General features: G+C 32.3%; 17 protein-coding genes. 4 read left to right on the top strand and 13 right to left on the bottom strand.

From position 1 onward, the window contains the following. The first annotated feature begins 66 nt into the window (after nt 1–66). A complete protein-coding gene (miaB, locus tag WC663_01600; GenBank protein ID MFA6296023.1) occupies nt 67–1,398 on the top strand; it encodes a tRNA (N6-isopentenyl adenosine(37)-C2)-methylthiotransferase MiaB in 1,332 nt (443 codons plus the stop codon). A 34-nt stretch (nt 1,399–1,432) separates the two neighbouring features. Here miaB and WC663_01595 read toward each other — a convergent pair whose 3' ends face one another. Further along, a complete protein-coding gene (locus tag WC663_01595) occupies nt 1,433–1,846 on the bottom strand; it encodes a hypothetical protein (protein ID MFA6296022.1) in 414 nt (137 codons plus the stop codon). A gap of 180 nt (nt 1,847–2,026) precedes the next feature. Then, the gene (locus WC663_01590; GenBank protein MFA6296021.1) at nt 2,027–2,215 is read right to left on the bottom strand and encodes a hypothetical protein; all 189 of its coding nucleotides are present in this window, start codon (nt 2,213–2,215) and stop codon (nt 2,027–2,029) included. A gap of 3 nt (nt 2,216–2,218) precedes the next feature. Here WC663_01590 and miaA point away from each other — a divergent pair, with 3 nt between their 5' ends. After that, the gene (gene miaA / locus WC663_01585) at nt 2,219–3,328 is read left to right on the top strand and encodes a tRNA (adenosine(37)-N6)-dimethylallyltransferase MiaA (GenBank protein MFA6296020.1); all 1,110 of its coding nucleotides are present in this window, start codon (nt 2,219–2,221) and stop codon (nt 3,326–3,328) included. Nucleotides 3,329–3,474: 146 nt separating this feature from the next. Here miaA and WC663_01580 read toward each other — a convergent pair whose 3' ends face one another. The 4 genes from WC663_01580 to WC663_01565 form a co-directional block, all read right to left on the bottom strand. After that, complete coding sequence (locus tag WC663_01580) at nt 3,475–4,491, bottom strand: hypothetical protein (GenBank protein MFA6296019.1); 1,017 nt, start codon at nt 4,489–4,491, stop codon at nt 3,475–3,477. Nucleotides 4,492–4,709: 218 nt separating this feature from the next. Next, on the bottom strand, nt 4,710–6,203 hold the full coding sequence (gene gatB, locus WC663_01575; protein MFA6296018.1) for an Asp-tRNA(Asn)/Glu-tRNA(Gln) amidotransferase subunit GatB: 1,494 nt from the start codon (nt 6,201–6,203) through the stop codon (nt 4,710–4,712). Nucleotides 6,204–6,367: 164 nt separating this feature from the next. Beyond that, a complete protein-coding gene (gene tmk, locus WC663_01570; GenBank protein MFA6296017.1) occupies nt 6,368–7,000 on the bottom strand; it encodes a dTMP kinase in 633 nt (210 codons plus the stop codon). A 5-nt stretch (nt 7,001–7,005) separates the two neighbouring features. Beyond that, nucleotides 7,006–8,445, bottom strand: a complete 1,440-nt coding sequence (locus tag WC663_01565; GenBank protein MFA6296016.1) for an FAD-dependent thymidylate synthase — start codon at nt 8,443–8,445, stop codon at nt 7,006–7,008. A gap of 183 nt (nt 8,446–8,628) precedes the next feature. Between WC663_01565 and WC663_01560 the strand changes: the two genes are divergently transcribed. After that, complete coding sequence (locus tag WC663_01560; protein ID MFA6296015.1) at nt 8,629–9,207, top strand: YfbR-like 5'-deoxynucleotidase; 579 nt, start codon at nt 8,629–8,631, stop codon at nt 9,205–9,207. 69 nt (nt 9,208–9,276) lie between these two features. Here the strand turns inward: WC663_01560 and rplA are convergent, their stop codons facing one another. From rplA to secE, 6 genes are all read right to left on the bottom strand, one after another. Beyond that, nucleotides 9,277–10,104, bottom strand: coding sequence for a 50S ribosomal protein L1 (gene rplA / locus WC663_01555; protein MFA6296014.1), 828 nt, complete (start codon nt 10,102–10,104; stop codon nt 9,277–9,279). A gap of 72 nt (nt 10,105–10,176) precedes the next feature. Then, nucleotides 10,177–10,764, bottom strand: coding sequence for a CDP-alcohol phosphatidyltransferase family protein (locus WC663_01550; GenBank protein MFA6296013.1), 588 nt, complete (start codon nt 10,762–10,764; stop codon nt 10,177–10,179). Between the two features lie 124 nt (nt 10,765–10,888). Then, nucleotides 10,889–11,311: a 50S ribosomal protein L11 gene (gene rplK / locus WC663_01545; GenBank protein MFA6296012.1), complete on the bottom strand. Its 423-nt coding sequence runs from the start codon at nt 11,309–11,311 to the stop codon at nt 10,889–10,891. Nucleotides 11,312–11,469: 158 nt separating this feature from the next. Continuing rightward, a complete protein-coding gene (locus tag WC663_01540) occupies nt 11,470–12,009 on the bottom strand; it encodes a CDP-archaeol synthase (GenBank protein ID MFA6296011.1) in 540 nt (179 codons plus the stop codon). A gap of 134 nt (nt 12,010–12,143) precedes the next feature. Beyond that, nucleotides 12,144–12,689: a transcription termination/antitermination protein NusG gene (gene nusG / locus WC663_01535; GenBank protein MFA6296010.1), complete on the bottom strand. Its 546-nt coding sequence runs from the start codon at nt 12,687–12,689 to the stop codon at nt 12,144–12,146. 42 nt (nt 12,690–12,731) lie between these two features. Then, entirely contained in the window at nt 12,732–12,929 is a 198-nt protein-coding gene (secE, locus tag WC663_01530) for a preprotein translocase subunit SecE (GenBank protein ID MFA6296009.1), read from the bottom strand. 286 nt (nt 12,930–13,215) lie between these two features. Between secE and WC663_01525 the strand changes: the two genes are divergently transcribed. After that, nucleotides 13,216–13,560: a hypothetical protein gene (locus WC663_01525; protein MFA6296008.1), complete on the top strand. Its 345-nt coding sequence runs from the start codon at nt 13,216–13,218 to the stop codon at nt 13,558–13,560. 69 nt (nt 13,561–13,629) lie between these two features. Here WC663_01525 and gyrB read toward each other — a convergent pair whose 3' ends face one another. After that, nucleotides 13,630–15,690, bottom strand: coding sequence for a DNA topoisomerase (ATP-hydrolyzing) subunit B (gyrB, locus tag WC663_01520; GenBank protein ID MFA6296007.1), 2,061 nt, complete (start codon nt 15,688–15,690; stop codon nt 13,630–13,632). Between the last annotated feature and the right edge of the window lie 155 nt (nt 15,691–15,845).

Below are 15,845 nucleotides of genomic sequence, written 5' to 3'. Positions count from 1 at the left end.
TCTGGGTTGGAAAGAGCAATAAATTAGATTATTATATTTAACTTATCTTGTCAAGACTTAAAATTCATGGTAAATTATTTGGATATGAAAAATAAATTTTTTATTAAAACATTTGGATGTCAAATGAATATTTCTGATTCAGAAAGAATCGAGTCTGTTTTGTTGAATGCAAAATTTAAGAAAGTATATTGCGAAAATTTGGCTGATTTTGTAATTGTTAATTCATGTTCAGTTAGACAGGCTGCGGAAAATAGAGCGATTTCAACTTTGAAATTGGCTCGCAAGAATAAACAAGTTGCAATTATAACTGGATGTTCTGCTGTTAAAGAAAAAAAGAGATTTGAAAATTTTGCTGATTTTGTTTTGGATATTAAGGATTTGAAAAAATGGCCAAGCATTCTACCCTGCCCGTGGCAGGGGTCGCGTAAGAAACGAACCTTTGCCATGGGCAAAGTAGAAACTAACTATTTCAAAATTAATCCTAATTATTCAAGTAAATTTCATGCCTATGTTCCGATTATGACTGGCTGTAATAATTTTTGTTCATATTGTGTTGTGCCATATTCAAGAGGACGAGAAGTATCTAGGCCAGTCAATGAAATTCTAGACGAAGTTAAATTTTTATTAAAACATGGCTACAACGCGATTACTTTATTAGGACAGAACGTAAACAGTTATAAAGGTACAATATCTAATATCTTAATATCCGAATATCCCAAAATTAAATTCGGAAAATATTGTGATTTCGCAACACTTTTAAAATTGTTGAATTTAATTGAAAATGACTATTGGATTTGGTTTGTAACATCACATCCTAAAGATATGAGTCTTAAGTTAATTAAGACAATAAAAAGTTGCAAAAAAGTCTGCCATTATATTCACTTGCCTGCTCAAGCTGGAAATGATCTGATTTTGGAAAAGATGAACAGAAAATATACACATGCAAAATATTTAAAGCTTGTTAAATTGATAAAAAAGAATTTATCTGATGTTTGTTTGTCAACGGATATTATTGTTGGTTTTCCAGGCGAAACTAAAAAACAATTTTTAGATACTTGTAAATTGTTTAAAGAAGTAAAATACGACATGGCTTTTTTAGCTAAATATTCACCAAGACCTGGAACAATTTCTTTTAAAATGAAAGATAATGTTTTAATGACTGAAAAGAAAAGACGAGAAAATTATTTGAATGATATTTTGAGAAAAACTGCTTTAAATAATAATAAAAAATATTTAGGAAAGACTGTTGATATTTTGGTTGAAAAGAAAAATCTTGGCAGAACAAAAACTTTTAAGCTAGTTAAATTTGAAAGTGATAAAGATTTGATTGGACAAATTGTGAAAGCAAAGATTACTAAATCTCTAGCTTGGATTTTGGAAGGAGAAATAAAAAACTAGCTTAATGCTAGTTGAGGGTGCTATTAAAACTTTGTTAAAAACGTCCTTCTCTCTCTTTAGTTTTTACTGCAACTCTGATGTCTTGTAAGTATTGGATCAAATTTGTTATTTTTTCCTTTTCTTCAATTTCTTGCAATTCTTCACATAATTCTAAAGCAAAGGTTAACAAATCTTCAAGTCTTCGATAAGAATATTCTGCTTTTGCAATTTCTCTTCCAAATTTGCTTGCAAATTTCTTAATTATTTCTAATTGTTGCTTTGTTTTTTCTTCTTTGTTTGTTTCAAGTCTTGCTGTTTCAAGTAATGTTCTATTGAGTCTGCATATTTCAGACAGATAATAATTATCAAGATTCAATTTATTGATTTTACCTTTGTATGCTAAAATCAAAACCAAGATGATCGTAATAAATATTATAACAACAACACTAGAAAAAATTATTGAATTCATTTTTCTCCTCCTTTTTCTAAGGGTACGATATTAAATATTATCCTGTTAAATAATTTATGTCAAACAGCTTACCAAAAGTCATTATAAATTTGTTAATATTTAACTTGATTTTGGAAGGAGAAATAAAAAACTAGACAGAAAAGTCTAGTAAAAAATGTACGAAATCGAATTCTTAATTATTTAGTTTAACATATTACTTTTTTGCTTCGCATCAGCTAATTTCGAACTATTTTCCAATACTCGTTTGCGTTTTGCTAGTAAAACATCTTCTTCAGCATCTTCCTTTACAAAAATACCTATTAAGCTAATAATTCTGTGAGCTCTTCTTTGAGCTTCTCTTCTATCTCGCCAATTATCGTACTTGGGCAAAACATGATCGAAAAGTACAATAATTACTGCAACCATTACGAGAAAGATAACACAGCAACCTACAATACCTATAATGAGCAGGATTATGAATTCGGAAATGGACATCCTTCTCCTCCTTCCTTTAAGGCATTTTCTTTCTATACAAACTACCATTTTACAATTATTATGTCAATACTATCAAAAGTTATCGTTATCTTAGGTCCGACTGCTTCCGGTAAATCCGGAATGGGTATTAAATTTGCAAAAAAATATAATGGCGAAATAATTTCTTGTGATTCAAGACAGTTTTATATTGGCATGGATGTGGGTACTGCTAAGGTTAAAAGTCTAAAATCTAAAGTCAAAAATATTGCCGATCGAAAACAAAAGATTGTTTATAGTGAAAATATTGCTCATTACATGATAGATATAATTAAGCCAGATCAAGACTTTTCTGTTGCAGAATTCAAAAAACAAGCTGAGGAAATTATTAATGATATTTTGAGACGAAAAAAGTTGCCAATAATAGTTGGTGGAACTGGATTATATATTCAAGCTATAGTTGACAACTTGTCAATCCCAGAAGTACCTCCAGATTTTAAATTGCGTAAAAAATTTGAAAAAATTGATATCGAAAAATTATGGGCAAGATTAATAAAATTAGATCCAAAATCTGCTAGCTTTGTGCAAAGACAAAATAAAAGAAGAATTATTCGAGCTCTCGAAGTTTGCATTAAGACAGGCAAACCTTTTTCTTCTTTTCAAAAAAAAGGAGAACCAAAATATAATTTTTTACAAATTGGAATAAAAGTAGATCGCGAAAAACTATATAAAAGAATTGATAAAAGAGTTGACCAAATGATTGATGATGGCTTGATTAGAGAAGTTAAAAAATTGAATAAAAAATATTCCTGGAGACTACCAGCAATGACTGGAATTGGCTATGGTGAGTTCAAAGGAAAATTGAATAAAATTAAAGATGAAAAAGTCTTAACAGAAATTATTCAACAAATCAAATACCATACGCATCAATATGCGAGACGACAGGAAAGCTGGTTTAAAAGAGATGAGAAAATAAAATGGATTGAAAAATATAGTGAAGCGAATAAATTAGTGAAAGAATTTTTGAAATAGTTCTACTCTGCCCATGGCAGAGGTAGAATAAACTCATGACCCTTGCCATGGGCAAGGTAGAATAGTTACAAAGAATCCGCCTCCGCTAAAGCTACGGCGGACAAAGAAAAAACCGACGAGAGTCGGTTTTGTGTTTCAAACAAAGATCAATGACGATAGTACAAAAATTCTCCAATATGTTCAGACTGCAATTTTAAGTAAACAGTTGTTGGGATTTGACTTCTCATTTCACACCAAGGAGAACGGTTCAAGTCCATTTTTAAGATTGCAAGCTCGCGAAGTGTTTCAAAAAGATAAAGTTCGAATTTCATACTCAAGCTGTCCCCAACATCGCCAACAGCACACATTGGTTTCTCTTGAAAATAAACATTTGCTGATGGAATGAATGAGGCAGGCATTATTGCAGTTTCCGAAATTGGCGAAAGATCAGTAAATCTCTTGCCAAGAACTCCAGGTTCATCAAATACTCGATGAAGACCAACAGAAAAAACTGGAATGAATTCGATGCATCTTCTTTGACAATATGCCCAGATTCCTTGAAGCGCTTCCAGTGATCCGCAGGCAGTAAAGAAAATAATCTTGCGCAATGGCTTCTTATCAGTCTTGTACCAGTCAATAATTCTTCGGACAGTTTCTTGAAGAGTAGAACCAGAGGCGCAACATGTGTCAACAATGACTGCGACTGGATGTTTCGGGAATTTCTTCAAAGGTTTTCTGACCCTTGCTTTGAAGCTACCATCTTTCTGTTCTTTTCGATCTGCTTCAATATATGCTGTTGCCATTGGCGCAACAGTGAATGGATAAATCAAAGCATGATGCAAAGCCTTTCCGATTTTCATTGGATCAGCGCCGCTCAATGGAACAAACTGTGTTACTTCGCCATTTGATTCTTTGAAAATATCAACCAATGGCTGAACCAAAGAACGAGTAACTTCCTTAATCAGCTTAATCTTGCGCCAACCCCAAAGATGACGGCCAGTCAAAAATCTGCGTCCAGCTTCACTGTCAACAACAAAAATTCTTGGAGGCAAACCAGCAGGAAGATTTTCTTGACCAAATTCTTTGCAAAGCAAATCGAAAGTTACTGTATAGCTCTGCCACCAATTTGTCTGTCCATGCTGTTCATGTCCATCGAGACTAACTCTCTCGAGAGCTACTGTCATCCCTTTTCCTCCCTCGACCGCCGACTTGTCCACCGAAGCGTAAGCGAAGGTGGAAGCTCCGCAGAGCGTAGGCGGTTTGTCTAAGGTGCGCGTGTATCAAAAAATCCGCTGTTATGCGGACTTAGTAGAAAATTAAAACATGACCCCTTTAAAAAAATAAGTTGTACGGATTCGTCTGTTTGTCATTATTAACAGGATAATACATTCTTAAAATTATATCAAGACAACTTTTTCTTCAACATATCCATGACTATTTTTGGATTTGCCTTGCCTTTTGTTTCTTTCATTGCTAAGCCGATAAAGAATTGCAAAGCATTTTTGTTGCCTGCCTTAAAATCAGCAACTGGCTTTGGATTTTCAGATATTAATTTGTCTAAAATAATATCCAATTCTTTTTCATCTGAAACTTGACCAAGATTTTGCTCATTTGCAACTTGGGAAGGATCTGAACCTTTATCAAACATTATTTTTAAAATTTGCTGGCCAGCAGTAGAAGAAATTTTGTTAGTATAAATCATTGCACATAATTCTGCGAAATTTTCTGGAGTTATTTTGCAATTTGAAATAGAAATTTTTTCAGAATTTAATAATGCAAACAATTTTGAAGTCAGCCAATTTGAAACCAGCTTAACTAATTCTTTGTAAGTCTTTTCTGAATTGTCATCTTTTTGTTTCAAATCATCTACCCATTCTCTAGCCTCTGTCAAAACATTTTCAAAATATTCCGAAATCAAACGATTTGAAATTAACAAATCAACTTCTTTTTCTGACAAGCCAAATTGATTGATAAATCTTACTTTTTTTGCTTGTGGAAGCTCTGGCAACTTTTGTTTCAAATCATCGATCCATTTTTTATCCAATTGCAATGGTGGTAAATCTGGCTCTGGAAAATAGCGATAATCATGCGAAGCTTCTTTAGTTCTCATTTCTGATGTTATTCCTTGATCGTCATTCCAAAGTCTAGTTGTGGAAAATTTTGGCGGATTATTTTCTTGCCAAAGCTTGGTCTGGCGATTGACTTCATATGTCAAAGCTTTTTCTACAGCCTTGAATGAATTCATATTTTTTAATTCTGTTTTAGCTGACAGTTCTGTTGTTCCTTCTGGTCTTAAAGAAATATTGGCATCACAACGCATATGACCTTTTTCCATATCAGCATTGGAAACATTAATATAGCGAACTAAATTGCGAAGTTCTTGCAAAAATATTTTTGCTTCTAATGGACTTCTAAAATCTGGCTTAGTTACAATTTCCATTAATGGAGTGCTAGCTCGATTGTAGTCAACTAAACTTGCACCTAAGCTTTTGGAATGAGTTAATTTTCCAGCGTCTTCTTCTAAATGTATTCTTTCTAAATTAATTCTTTTGTTTTGACCGTTAACTAAGATATCAAAATATCCGGCCAAGCATAATGGCTCGTCATATTGTGAAATTTGATAACCCTTTGGAAGATCTGGATAAAAATAATTCTTACGATCAAATTTTGAATTTTCTGGAATTTCACAATTCAAAGCAAGACCAGTCATAACTGTCCATTCAACTGCTTGGCGATTAATCACTGGCAATGTACCAGGATGGGCCATACAAACTGGGCAAACTAAGGTATTTGGTTTTGCGTTTTCAGCATTATTATCACAACTACAAAACATTTTTGATTTTGTTTTGAGCTGAACGTGGATTTCCAAGCCGATTATGGTTTCAAGTTTGGGCATTTTAGAATGTGAATTATGAATCAAGAATTATGAATTATGAATTATGATTTGAATTTAGAATAAAGAATAATGAATTCAGGATTCTTAATTCATTATTCTAATCATGATTCATAATTCATAATTCATGATTCTACATAAATTATAACATAACAAAAAATAACGAACTACTTCTTTTTCAGCTTTTTAACCACTATATCAAAAACATCCTTAAAAACTTCTTTCTTGTCTCTATTTCCATCAATAACATAAATATTAGGAAATATCTTGGCTAATTTGTTATATGTTCGCCAGATTTTTTTTAGCTTAATTTCTTCCTCAAATAATTCCTTGCTGAATCTAGATGATTTAATTCTTTTGACACATTCTTTTGGCGGAACTTTAATTAAGAAAATAATATCTGGCAAAATGAAATGCTGATTTAATGAAACAAGCCAATCTAAATCTCTGATATTTAATGAACCAAATGCAACAGTTGAAAAAAAATAGCGATCAGTAATAATAATATTTTTCTTTTTTAAGGCTGGAATGATTTCTTTTTCTAAGTGCAAAGCACGATCTGCAGTAAATAAAAGTTGCGAACATTCATTACTCGCTTTCCAAATATGGGTTAATAAACCACGAATCAAACCGCCGATAATATTATTTGTCGGCTCTTTTGTCGCAAAACTTTTATAGCCTTGTTTGTTTAAATATTTATTCAATAAATCGGCTTGGGTCGAAAGGCCAGAACCGTCCAATCCTTCAAAAGCGATAAATAGACCTTTGTACGGATTAGTAATGAAGCTATTTTTGTTCATAATTTTTAATCAATATATTCAAAATATTTATTTAATTCTTTGCTATTCATATCAAAAATAAATGGCAAATATTTCATTAATGTCGGAAATTTTTTGTTTGTTATTTCATACATTTTTGTGCCAACAAAACGGTAAGAAACATGACCACCTGGATTTGCGCCGCGATAATAGCAAAAATAATATAATTCACGCAAATTCATTTTCATTAAAAATCTGCGGGCAAAAGATTTGGTTGCAATATAGCCTGCTTCATTTGGAAATTTTTTCGAAATTGTTTTAAAGGCTTTGTCTGTTTTCTCCATGACTTCTTTGTACTCTTTTTCAAGACCTGCTAAAATCATTGCTCTTGGAATAAAATAGCCATGTTTTGTTGTGACAGATTGAGGAAGCTGAGTCATAATTCTATTTCTCTTTAAATCAAAGTAAGCGCCTTGATCGATTAGACAATCAAAAGTGAAATATGGTAGTTCAACTGCTCGTAATGGCTTGTCATGCCTGCCGATTCTTTTTAAAATATTATCAAGCAATTTTTCTTTGTCTGCTCTCTTTAAACTTCTTGCTTTTTGATAAGCTTTTTTGTATGGAATATTTGAGAATTGATAAATAACTGCAGCTAAAACTTTATTCTCGACATCTTTATCAAAATCAACTAATTCAACTAAAGTTTCTTTGCCTAAATATTTTTTTTCAGCACCTAAAATTGTTTTTACTTTTTTAGGTAAAATTTTATAGGAATCAATTAAATATTGATTTGGATCAGCATATTTAACTAATGTTGGAGTAATTCTCAAGGCTTCTTTTTTGACTTGCTTGGCAATATCTTGAACTTCTGACAGAGGATTCGAAAACCATTTCATTAAAGCATTTTCAAAAGTTCTTGCATTTGCAGTCATGCCTAAATTTGCAAAACAAGCATTTGGCAAAAGATAACGGCACATATCAATCCATTTGGAACGAACTCTAGCTTCGTAACCTTTTTGGTCTTCGTCTTTTTCTTTTGGATTTTCTTTAAAGATAATTTCTTGGACTGGCTTTGCACTTTTTTTGTACAAAGCAAATTGCAATTTTATTGTATCTCTAAATAATTTATCAACTGTTTTATCAGCTTTAAATTCAGATGGATAATAAACTCTATCTTCGTCGTAAATTTGGTAACGAGAAGATTTTTCAGTATATGATGCTAGTCTATTTGATTCAATTGCTTCAACTGCTAAAAGAGAAATATTTTCCATGGCAATTGAAATTGGCGCGTGTTCAGCTACTGAAGAATGGCCATAACCAACAACCCATTTTTCATGAAACTTTGAAGAATTTTCGGCAGTTAAACCGGCAGCAATTTCTCTAAAAGATTTGTCTGAACGCGAGCACTTGGCAAAAGTGACGGCTCGTACTTCTGGCGATAATCCTTCTAACGCATAGATTTGACAACTGTTTTTACTTGGCATATTTTAAAATTAAAAATGAAAAACTAAAAGTGAAAAATATTTAAAAATATTGTTGATATGTTTTCGAAAAAATGTTAATTTGAAATGATTGTTCATTTATTTTGATGAAAAAGGAATTTAGGTGTTCTTTATATTTTAAAAAAAAATTAAGAAAAAAACAAGAGGGAAAAGGAGGAAAGGAAGATGCCGCACCGGATCGAAGAAGGCTTAGTGAAAATCGCGCAAGGCTTACAAGACGAACAAAGATGGAAGAAGGATCCTCGTCTATTTCCAGAGAATGTTGCTCAACATACACTCAAGCTTTTGGTCATTGTCCAACTTGTAAAAATGATGGTAAGGAAATATGATTCAGAAATTGAATTTGATGGCGAAATACTTTCAGACTTAGCAACTATCCATGATTTTGGAGAAGCTGCAGATGATTTTGGAGATATTCAAGAGCCTTATAAGACAGAAGAAGATGAAAGACTTGAAAAAGTTAAGTTCCAAGAAATGGTTGTATTCTTGCCGATCGATTTTCAAGGAAAACTGCTAAGTCTATATGATATTCAAAAAGGATCTTCTATCGAAAGTCGACTGTTTAGAGCAAGTGAACTTTTTGTAAGATTGTATTATTGTTTAAGAGAGATTGATGCTGGAAATGTTTTATTCTATAAACCGCTATGGACAGAATATAAAAAGATTCAACCATTTTTGGAAGAATTCAAGGGCTTGAAAATTATGTTTGAACCGATTCAAGAATTTCTTGCTGACTTACATTAAAAACGCACTTTAACCAAAAAGGCTATTGCTAGCCTTTTTTTATTTATACTAAATTTTGATTTAATTTTATTAAACTCTGACTTTTACACCAGGTCCCATTGTGGAACAAACTGTAAGTCTTTTTATAAAATCACCTTTAACTTTTTCTGGTTTTAATTTTTTTAATTCTTCAATAAAGATATTCAAGTTATCAACTAATTTTTTGGAATCAAATGAAGCCTTGCCAATCATAATATGAATAATGCCATTTGCATCATTTTTGAAAGCTGTTTTTCCGCCCATTAATTCTTTAATTGTTTTATCTGGAGTTATAGAAACAGTTTGATTTTTTGGTGTTGGCATTAAACCTTTTGGACCCAAAATTTTAGCAATTTGGCCTAATTTTGGCATCATCTTTGGTTCAGCTACTGCAACATCAAAATCGCATTTCTTTGTTTCTTTAATTTGTTTAATTAATTCTTCGCCACCAACTACTTCTGCACCAGCTTCTTTAGCTGCTTTTTGATTTTGTTCTTCAACAAATGCTGCAATTCTGATTTTTCTGCCTGTTGGATTTGGAAATTTTACTGATCCTCTGACCATTTGATCAGATTTTCCGATATCAATTCCTAATCTAACATGAACTTCGATTGAACCATCAAATTTTGTTGTTGAAGTTTTTTTAGCTAATTCAATTGCTTCTTCTACAGAATAGCGTTGATTTTTAACTTCTTTTTTCAAAGCTAAATACCTCTTGCTTCTTTTGCGAGGTTGTTTTTTAACAACTTTCTTTACTTTCTTTGGTGTCTTTTCTTCTTCTTTTGGTGCTTTTGTGGTTGCAGTTTTTTCTTCCTTAGCTTCTTTCTTATCCTCAACTTCTTTAACTTTTTTCTCTTTGATTTCTTTTTCTTTTGCCATTGTGATTTGCTTTAAGATTTCTTAATTAATTTTATAAATAAAGATTAATTAATTAACTTAAAGTGTGTGGTTTTAACGCTTTTTCAAGCTTCCACTATTATAATTAAAATTTAAAACGATTATTGTAATAGTGTTAAAAATAAGTAAGATAAAGGCAACAATAGCTTCTAATGTAGCAAATAACTCAACTTGATTTAACAATGCGCCATAAGGAATTAAGTAAAATACATTTAGCATGTATGGGAAATGACGCAACTTATATGATTCTACCACGCTAGATGAAAAAATCAAGAGTAAATTGAAGGCAACTACTAATGCAGCAATTTTGAAGGTAATTATATTACCAAATGCCAAAGATAATGGCCAGCCTGCAGTTCGAAAAAATCTATCTAAAACAGTATCATAAAAAGTACCAAATGGCGTAACTTTGTCTAAACGTCTTGCCATTGTGCCATCCATATAATCAAAAAGATAATCACAGACGATGAAAATTCCGCCTAAAACGATTTGTCCATTATAAAAAAAATATAGTACTAAAATCTTAAAAAAAAGAGCGATAAGGGTAAGCTTGTTTGGAGACAACCCTATTCGCTCTAAGAATTTATAAAACTTAAGCGGTAAAATATTATCAGAATACTTTTTTATTTCTTTGATAAACATTTTATTTTTGATTGACGTTTATATTAATTCTGCGTCTTCTGCGTCAAATTCTGCGTATCTCTGCGTTAAAATCTTGAACGCAGAATCACGCAAAAACTTACGCAGAAAAACGCAGAAAGAAAAACTAACCTTTAATGGTAAGTCCCATATTTTTTGCTGTACCTTCAATGATTTTCATTGCTTGTTCAACATTATCAGTATTTAGGTCAGGCATTTTTACTTTTGCAATTTCTTGCAATTGAGCTTTTGTGACTACTCCAACTTTTTGTTTATTTGGAGTTCCTGAACCTTTTTTAATTTTTGCAGCTTTTTTTAATAATTCAGCTGCTGGAGGAGTTTTTAAAATAAAATCGTAAGTTCGATCTTCGTAAACAGTAATTTCTACTGGAATAATATCTCCAGCTTTGTCTTTTGTTGCAGCATTAAATTTTGTACAAAATTCCTGAATATTCAAACCATGTTGGCCTAATGCTGGACCAATTGGAGGAGCTGGATTTGCTTTTGCAGCTGGAATTTGAAGTTTGATCACTGTCTTGATTTTTGCCATAAATATTGTTTAATACTTAGTTAATAATTTATATATAATACGAATCTACGAATTTATGCCAATCTGCGAATATGCGAATACGTCGATTCGTATTTTCGCTATATTAGCATTAATTTGCTTCTAAGGTCGCAAATTAATTTCGTAAATTCGTATTACATTTACCACTTCGTCTTATGTATTCCTAACCAGAATCCAATTCTATTAATTAAGATATGGAAGAATGGAACTAGGATTAATAAAATGACATAGACTAACCAATTTGGTCGAAAATAGAATGAGATAAAGATTAATGCGCCGAGGATGAAATCAATTTGATCCCAAGGAACAAATTTTTGTCCAGGCTGTACATGTGCTTGACGTTTGAAAAAACTTTTAACTGTATCCCCAACCATTGCACCTAAAGCTGATAAAAAACCGAATAGTATAAAATTATACGCCCGAAATGGGAAGATTGTCAAGGATTGAAAGAATTCGAAATTGAAATATAGATATGCTTGGATACCGGCGATGATAACACCAACTAGAATTGCAGCAAAATATCCTCGCCAAGTTTTGTGATCACCAAAAATTCTTTGACCGCGAAAACTTTGACCGAAATCAACAGGTATATTTAAAAAATTAATCTTCTTCGCGAAAACTGGAGCCATGTTGGCTATTCCGGCTGGCAGAATAAAATATAGAGCTTGGATAATTAACATTTTATTATTTTAATACGAGAATCTGGAATCTTGAATTTAGAATCTAGAATGAATAAAGAATGTAGAATTTAGAATATTTCACATTCTAAATTCTATTCTAGATTCGAGATTCTAGATTCCAGATTCTTTTTTGTTTATATTTTCTTTATCTGCAAAAAGTCTAATTCAACTGGAGTTTCTCTGCCAAACATATTAACAAGGACTTTGACTGTTCCTTTTTCTTCATCAATTTTGTTGACTTTGCCATCAAAATCTTTGAATGGGCCATCAGTGATTTTAACAGTCTCGCCAATTGCAACATCAATCTTGAATTTTGGCTCTTCAACTCCCATTCTCTTTTTCAATGATTCATATTCTTTTTCAGAAATAGGAAGTGGAATTGTGCCAGAACCAATGAAGCCTGTTACATTCGGAGTATTTCTTACAACATACCATGACTCATCAGTTACAATCATTTCAACTAAAACATAGCCAGGATAAACTTTTTCTTCAACTGTTTTTCTTTTACCATTCTTAATTTTGATCTTTTTTTCTTTTGGAACTAAAACATTAAAAATCTTGTCCTGCATATTCATGGACTCAATTCTCTGTTTTAAATTTTCTGAGACATTTTCTTCATAACCAGAATAAGTGTGCAAAACATACCATTGTCTTTCCTTTGGGCCTATTTGCTTTGGCATAAAAAATATAGTAATTAGTAACTAGTAATAAGTAACTAGAAATTAAATAAATAATTGCAATAATTTAGAAAATCCGTAATCGAAAACTCCCAAAAATGCAGCTGTTACAAGTGAAACGCCGATAACGATTAAAGTATGGCGAAATAATTCTTGTCTAGTTGGCCATACAACTTTTTTTAATTCTTCTCTGGATTCCTTAAAATAATTGATAACTTTTGGAAAAATTTCTTTGATCTTCATAATATTTTTTTTGATTGTTCTTATTCCGCGTTTTCTGCGTTCAATTCTGCGTTTTTCTGCGATAAAGTTTTTAACGCGGAAAATGCGGAATCCAACGCGGAAAACGCAGAAAGATTTCCAATCAGTAATTTATGTTTAAAAAAACAGCGGCTGGAACCACTATTTATTAGTTCCATTATATTAATAAATAATTAGATTGTCAAGAGTTTTTTATTTTTTGGGATGATATTGACAAAAATCAAAAACAATGATATTTTTTCTGTAGCACCTTGAGGAGGAGGAAAAAATGAGGAAAACAGGGCTCTTGGTGATTTCAGTGATGTGCATTTTGATGGTTTGTTCTTTTGTTAACAATTCTGAAGCAATGTTTGATAAAGATGAAGATGAAATGGAAAGTGCTTGTGGACAATTTCCCGTTTTTGAAATGCAGGCTTGGTCTGGAAATCTAGAAGATGATTCTGAATGCGCAATTGGTTGTTTTTCTGATGAGAGCTTTTCGAACAGAGTTTGTTGTTGGCATGACATTGATGGTTTTCAAGAAGAAAAATGCTATCTTCTGATCACTGGAGTGCTTGATATTCCTGAAACCTTTGGTGATTCTGATACTTTGATAATTGTACTATATTGGTAGAGAGAGAATTGTCTCTCTTTTTTTATTGTTTTAAAATCCCTAAGTGCCTGAGAAACTAAGTACCTAAATTTAGATATCCAAATTTTTAACTTTGGCAGCATGAGTTTGAATAAAACGTTTGCGAGGCTCAACTTCATTGCCCATCAAAATATCAAAAGTTTCATCAGCTTTTGCTGCGTCCTCTACTTTAACTTGAAGCATAACGCGATTTTTTGGATCCATTGTTGTTTCCCATAATTGTTCAGGATTCATTTCACCCAAACCTTTGTAACGCTGAATATTAACGCCAGCGACTTTTTCTTCACCATTTTCTTCACCTGTTTCCAATTCTTTAACAGTAAATCCAGCTTTTTCTATTTTGCTTTTTTTAGTTTTTTTGGCAACAGATGTTTTTTCAATTTCTTTTAAGATTCTTTCTTTATCTTGATCAGTATAGGCATAATCGACTTTTTTATTCTTTTCAACTCGATATAATGGCGGTTGAGCAATATAAAGATAGCCTTTTTCGATTATTTCTGCATAATAGCGATAGAAAAAAGTTAATAGCAAAGTTCTGATGTGAGCGCCATCAACATCAGCATCAGTCATGATAATTATTCTGTGATAACGCATTTTTTCAATTTCTTTTTCTTCACCAACTCCCATACCCATAGCAATAATCAAAGCTTTGATTTCTTTTGAACCTAGCATTTTGTCAATTCTTGCTCTTTCGACATTTAAAATTTTACCGCGAAGAGGAAGAATGGCTTGGAAATTTCGATCACGACCTTGTTTGGCAGAACCACCAGCGGAGTCGCCCTCAACAATGTATAATTCAGATTCTTCTGGTTTTCTTGATGAACAATCGGCTAATTTTCCTGGCAAAGTCAGACCTTCCATAATGCCTTTTCTAATTACTGTTTCTTTGGCAGCTTTAGCAGCGAGTCTGGCTTTGCAAGCTAGCAAAGTTTTTGCCATAATAGCTCGCGCATCTTGCGGATGCTCTTCTAAGAATTGAGAGAAATATTCATAAACAATTGAACTAACAATTGGCCTAATTTCGGAATTGCCTAATTTTGCTTTTGTTTGGCCTTCAAATTGAGGCTCTGGAAGTTTTAGAGAAACAACTGCTGTCTGTCCTTCACGAACATCATCACCAGTTAAATTGTCTTCTTTTTCTTTGAGGTAACCATTTTTTCGAGCATAATCATTAATAACACGAGTTAGAGCAGTTCTGAAACCCATCAGATGAGTACCACCTTCTGGAGTATAAATATTATTGGCGAAAGTCATTTCAATACCTTTGATCTCTTCAGTATATTGCAACGCTACTTCTACCAAACAATCGCCTTTTGCTTTTTCAATATAAAAAGGATTTGGATGAACTACTTTTTCAGTGCGATTTAAAAATTTTACATATGATAAAATTCCACCTTCAAAATAAAAAGTCAGAGCGCGTGGAATATTTGGCGCTAATTCATGTCCTTTTCTTTCATCAGTGATGGAAATTTTGACGCCTTTTGTTAAATAAGCTTGTTGGCGCAAATGAGTAACAATTGTTTTCCAATCAAATTCTATCTTTGGAAAAATTTCTGGATCTGGATCAAAAGTAATTGCTGTGCCAGTGCCAGAAGCTTTTTTTACTTTTTTAATTTTTCCTTGTGCCTTGCCTCGTTTATATTCTTGCTCCCAAAGATAACCATCTCTTGTAACTTCAGCTTTCAAATATTGTGATAATGCATTAACAACAGAAACACCAACACCATGCAAGCCACCAGAAACTTTATAACCGCCACCACCGAATTTTCCACCAGCGTGCAAAACAGTCAAGACAGTTTCAAGTGTTGATTTCTTGGTAGCTTTGTGAATTTCGACTGGAATACCACGGCCATCATCATAAACTGTAACTTTGTTACCTTCGAATAAAGTAACTTTAATATTTTTACAATATCCAGCCATAGCTTCATCAATTGAGTTATCTACAACTTCCCAAATTAAATGATGAAGGCCTTCAATGCCAGTACCGCCAATATACATACCTGGACGTTTGCGGACAGGATCAAGGCCTTTTAAAACTGTAATTGAAGAAGCTCCATAGCTTTCTGATGGATTTTTAGGAGCGTTTTTTTTGGTGTCTTTCTTTATAGCCATAAATTTAATACAAAAAATATGTGTTTTCTAAACAATTTAAGTATAGCAAATATATATAAATTCTGCAAGAATGGTCTCTCAAATTGTGCATAAATATTATTAATATTAAATTCTCATTTTGGCTTATTTGAGACAAATCATCAGCATTTCATTGA

The sequence above is a fragment of the Patescibacteria group bacterium genome, from assembly GCA_041662665.1.
GTDB lineage: Bacteria > Patescibacteriota > JABMPQ01 > JABMPQ01 > JAQVVF01 > JAQVVF01.
The sequence above is the reverse complement of the archived record's forward strand: the minus strand, read 5'-3'. Positions and strand labels throughout refer to the sequence as shown.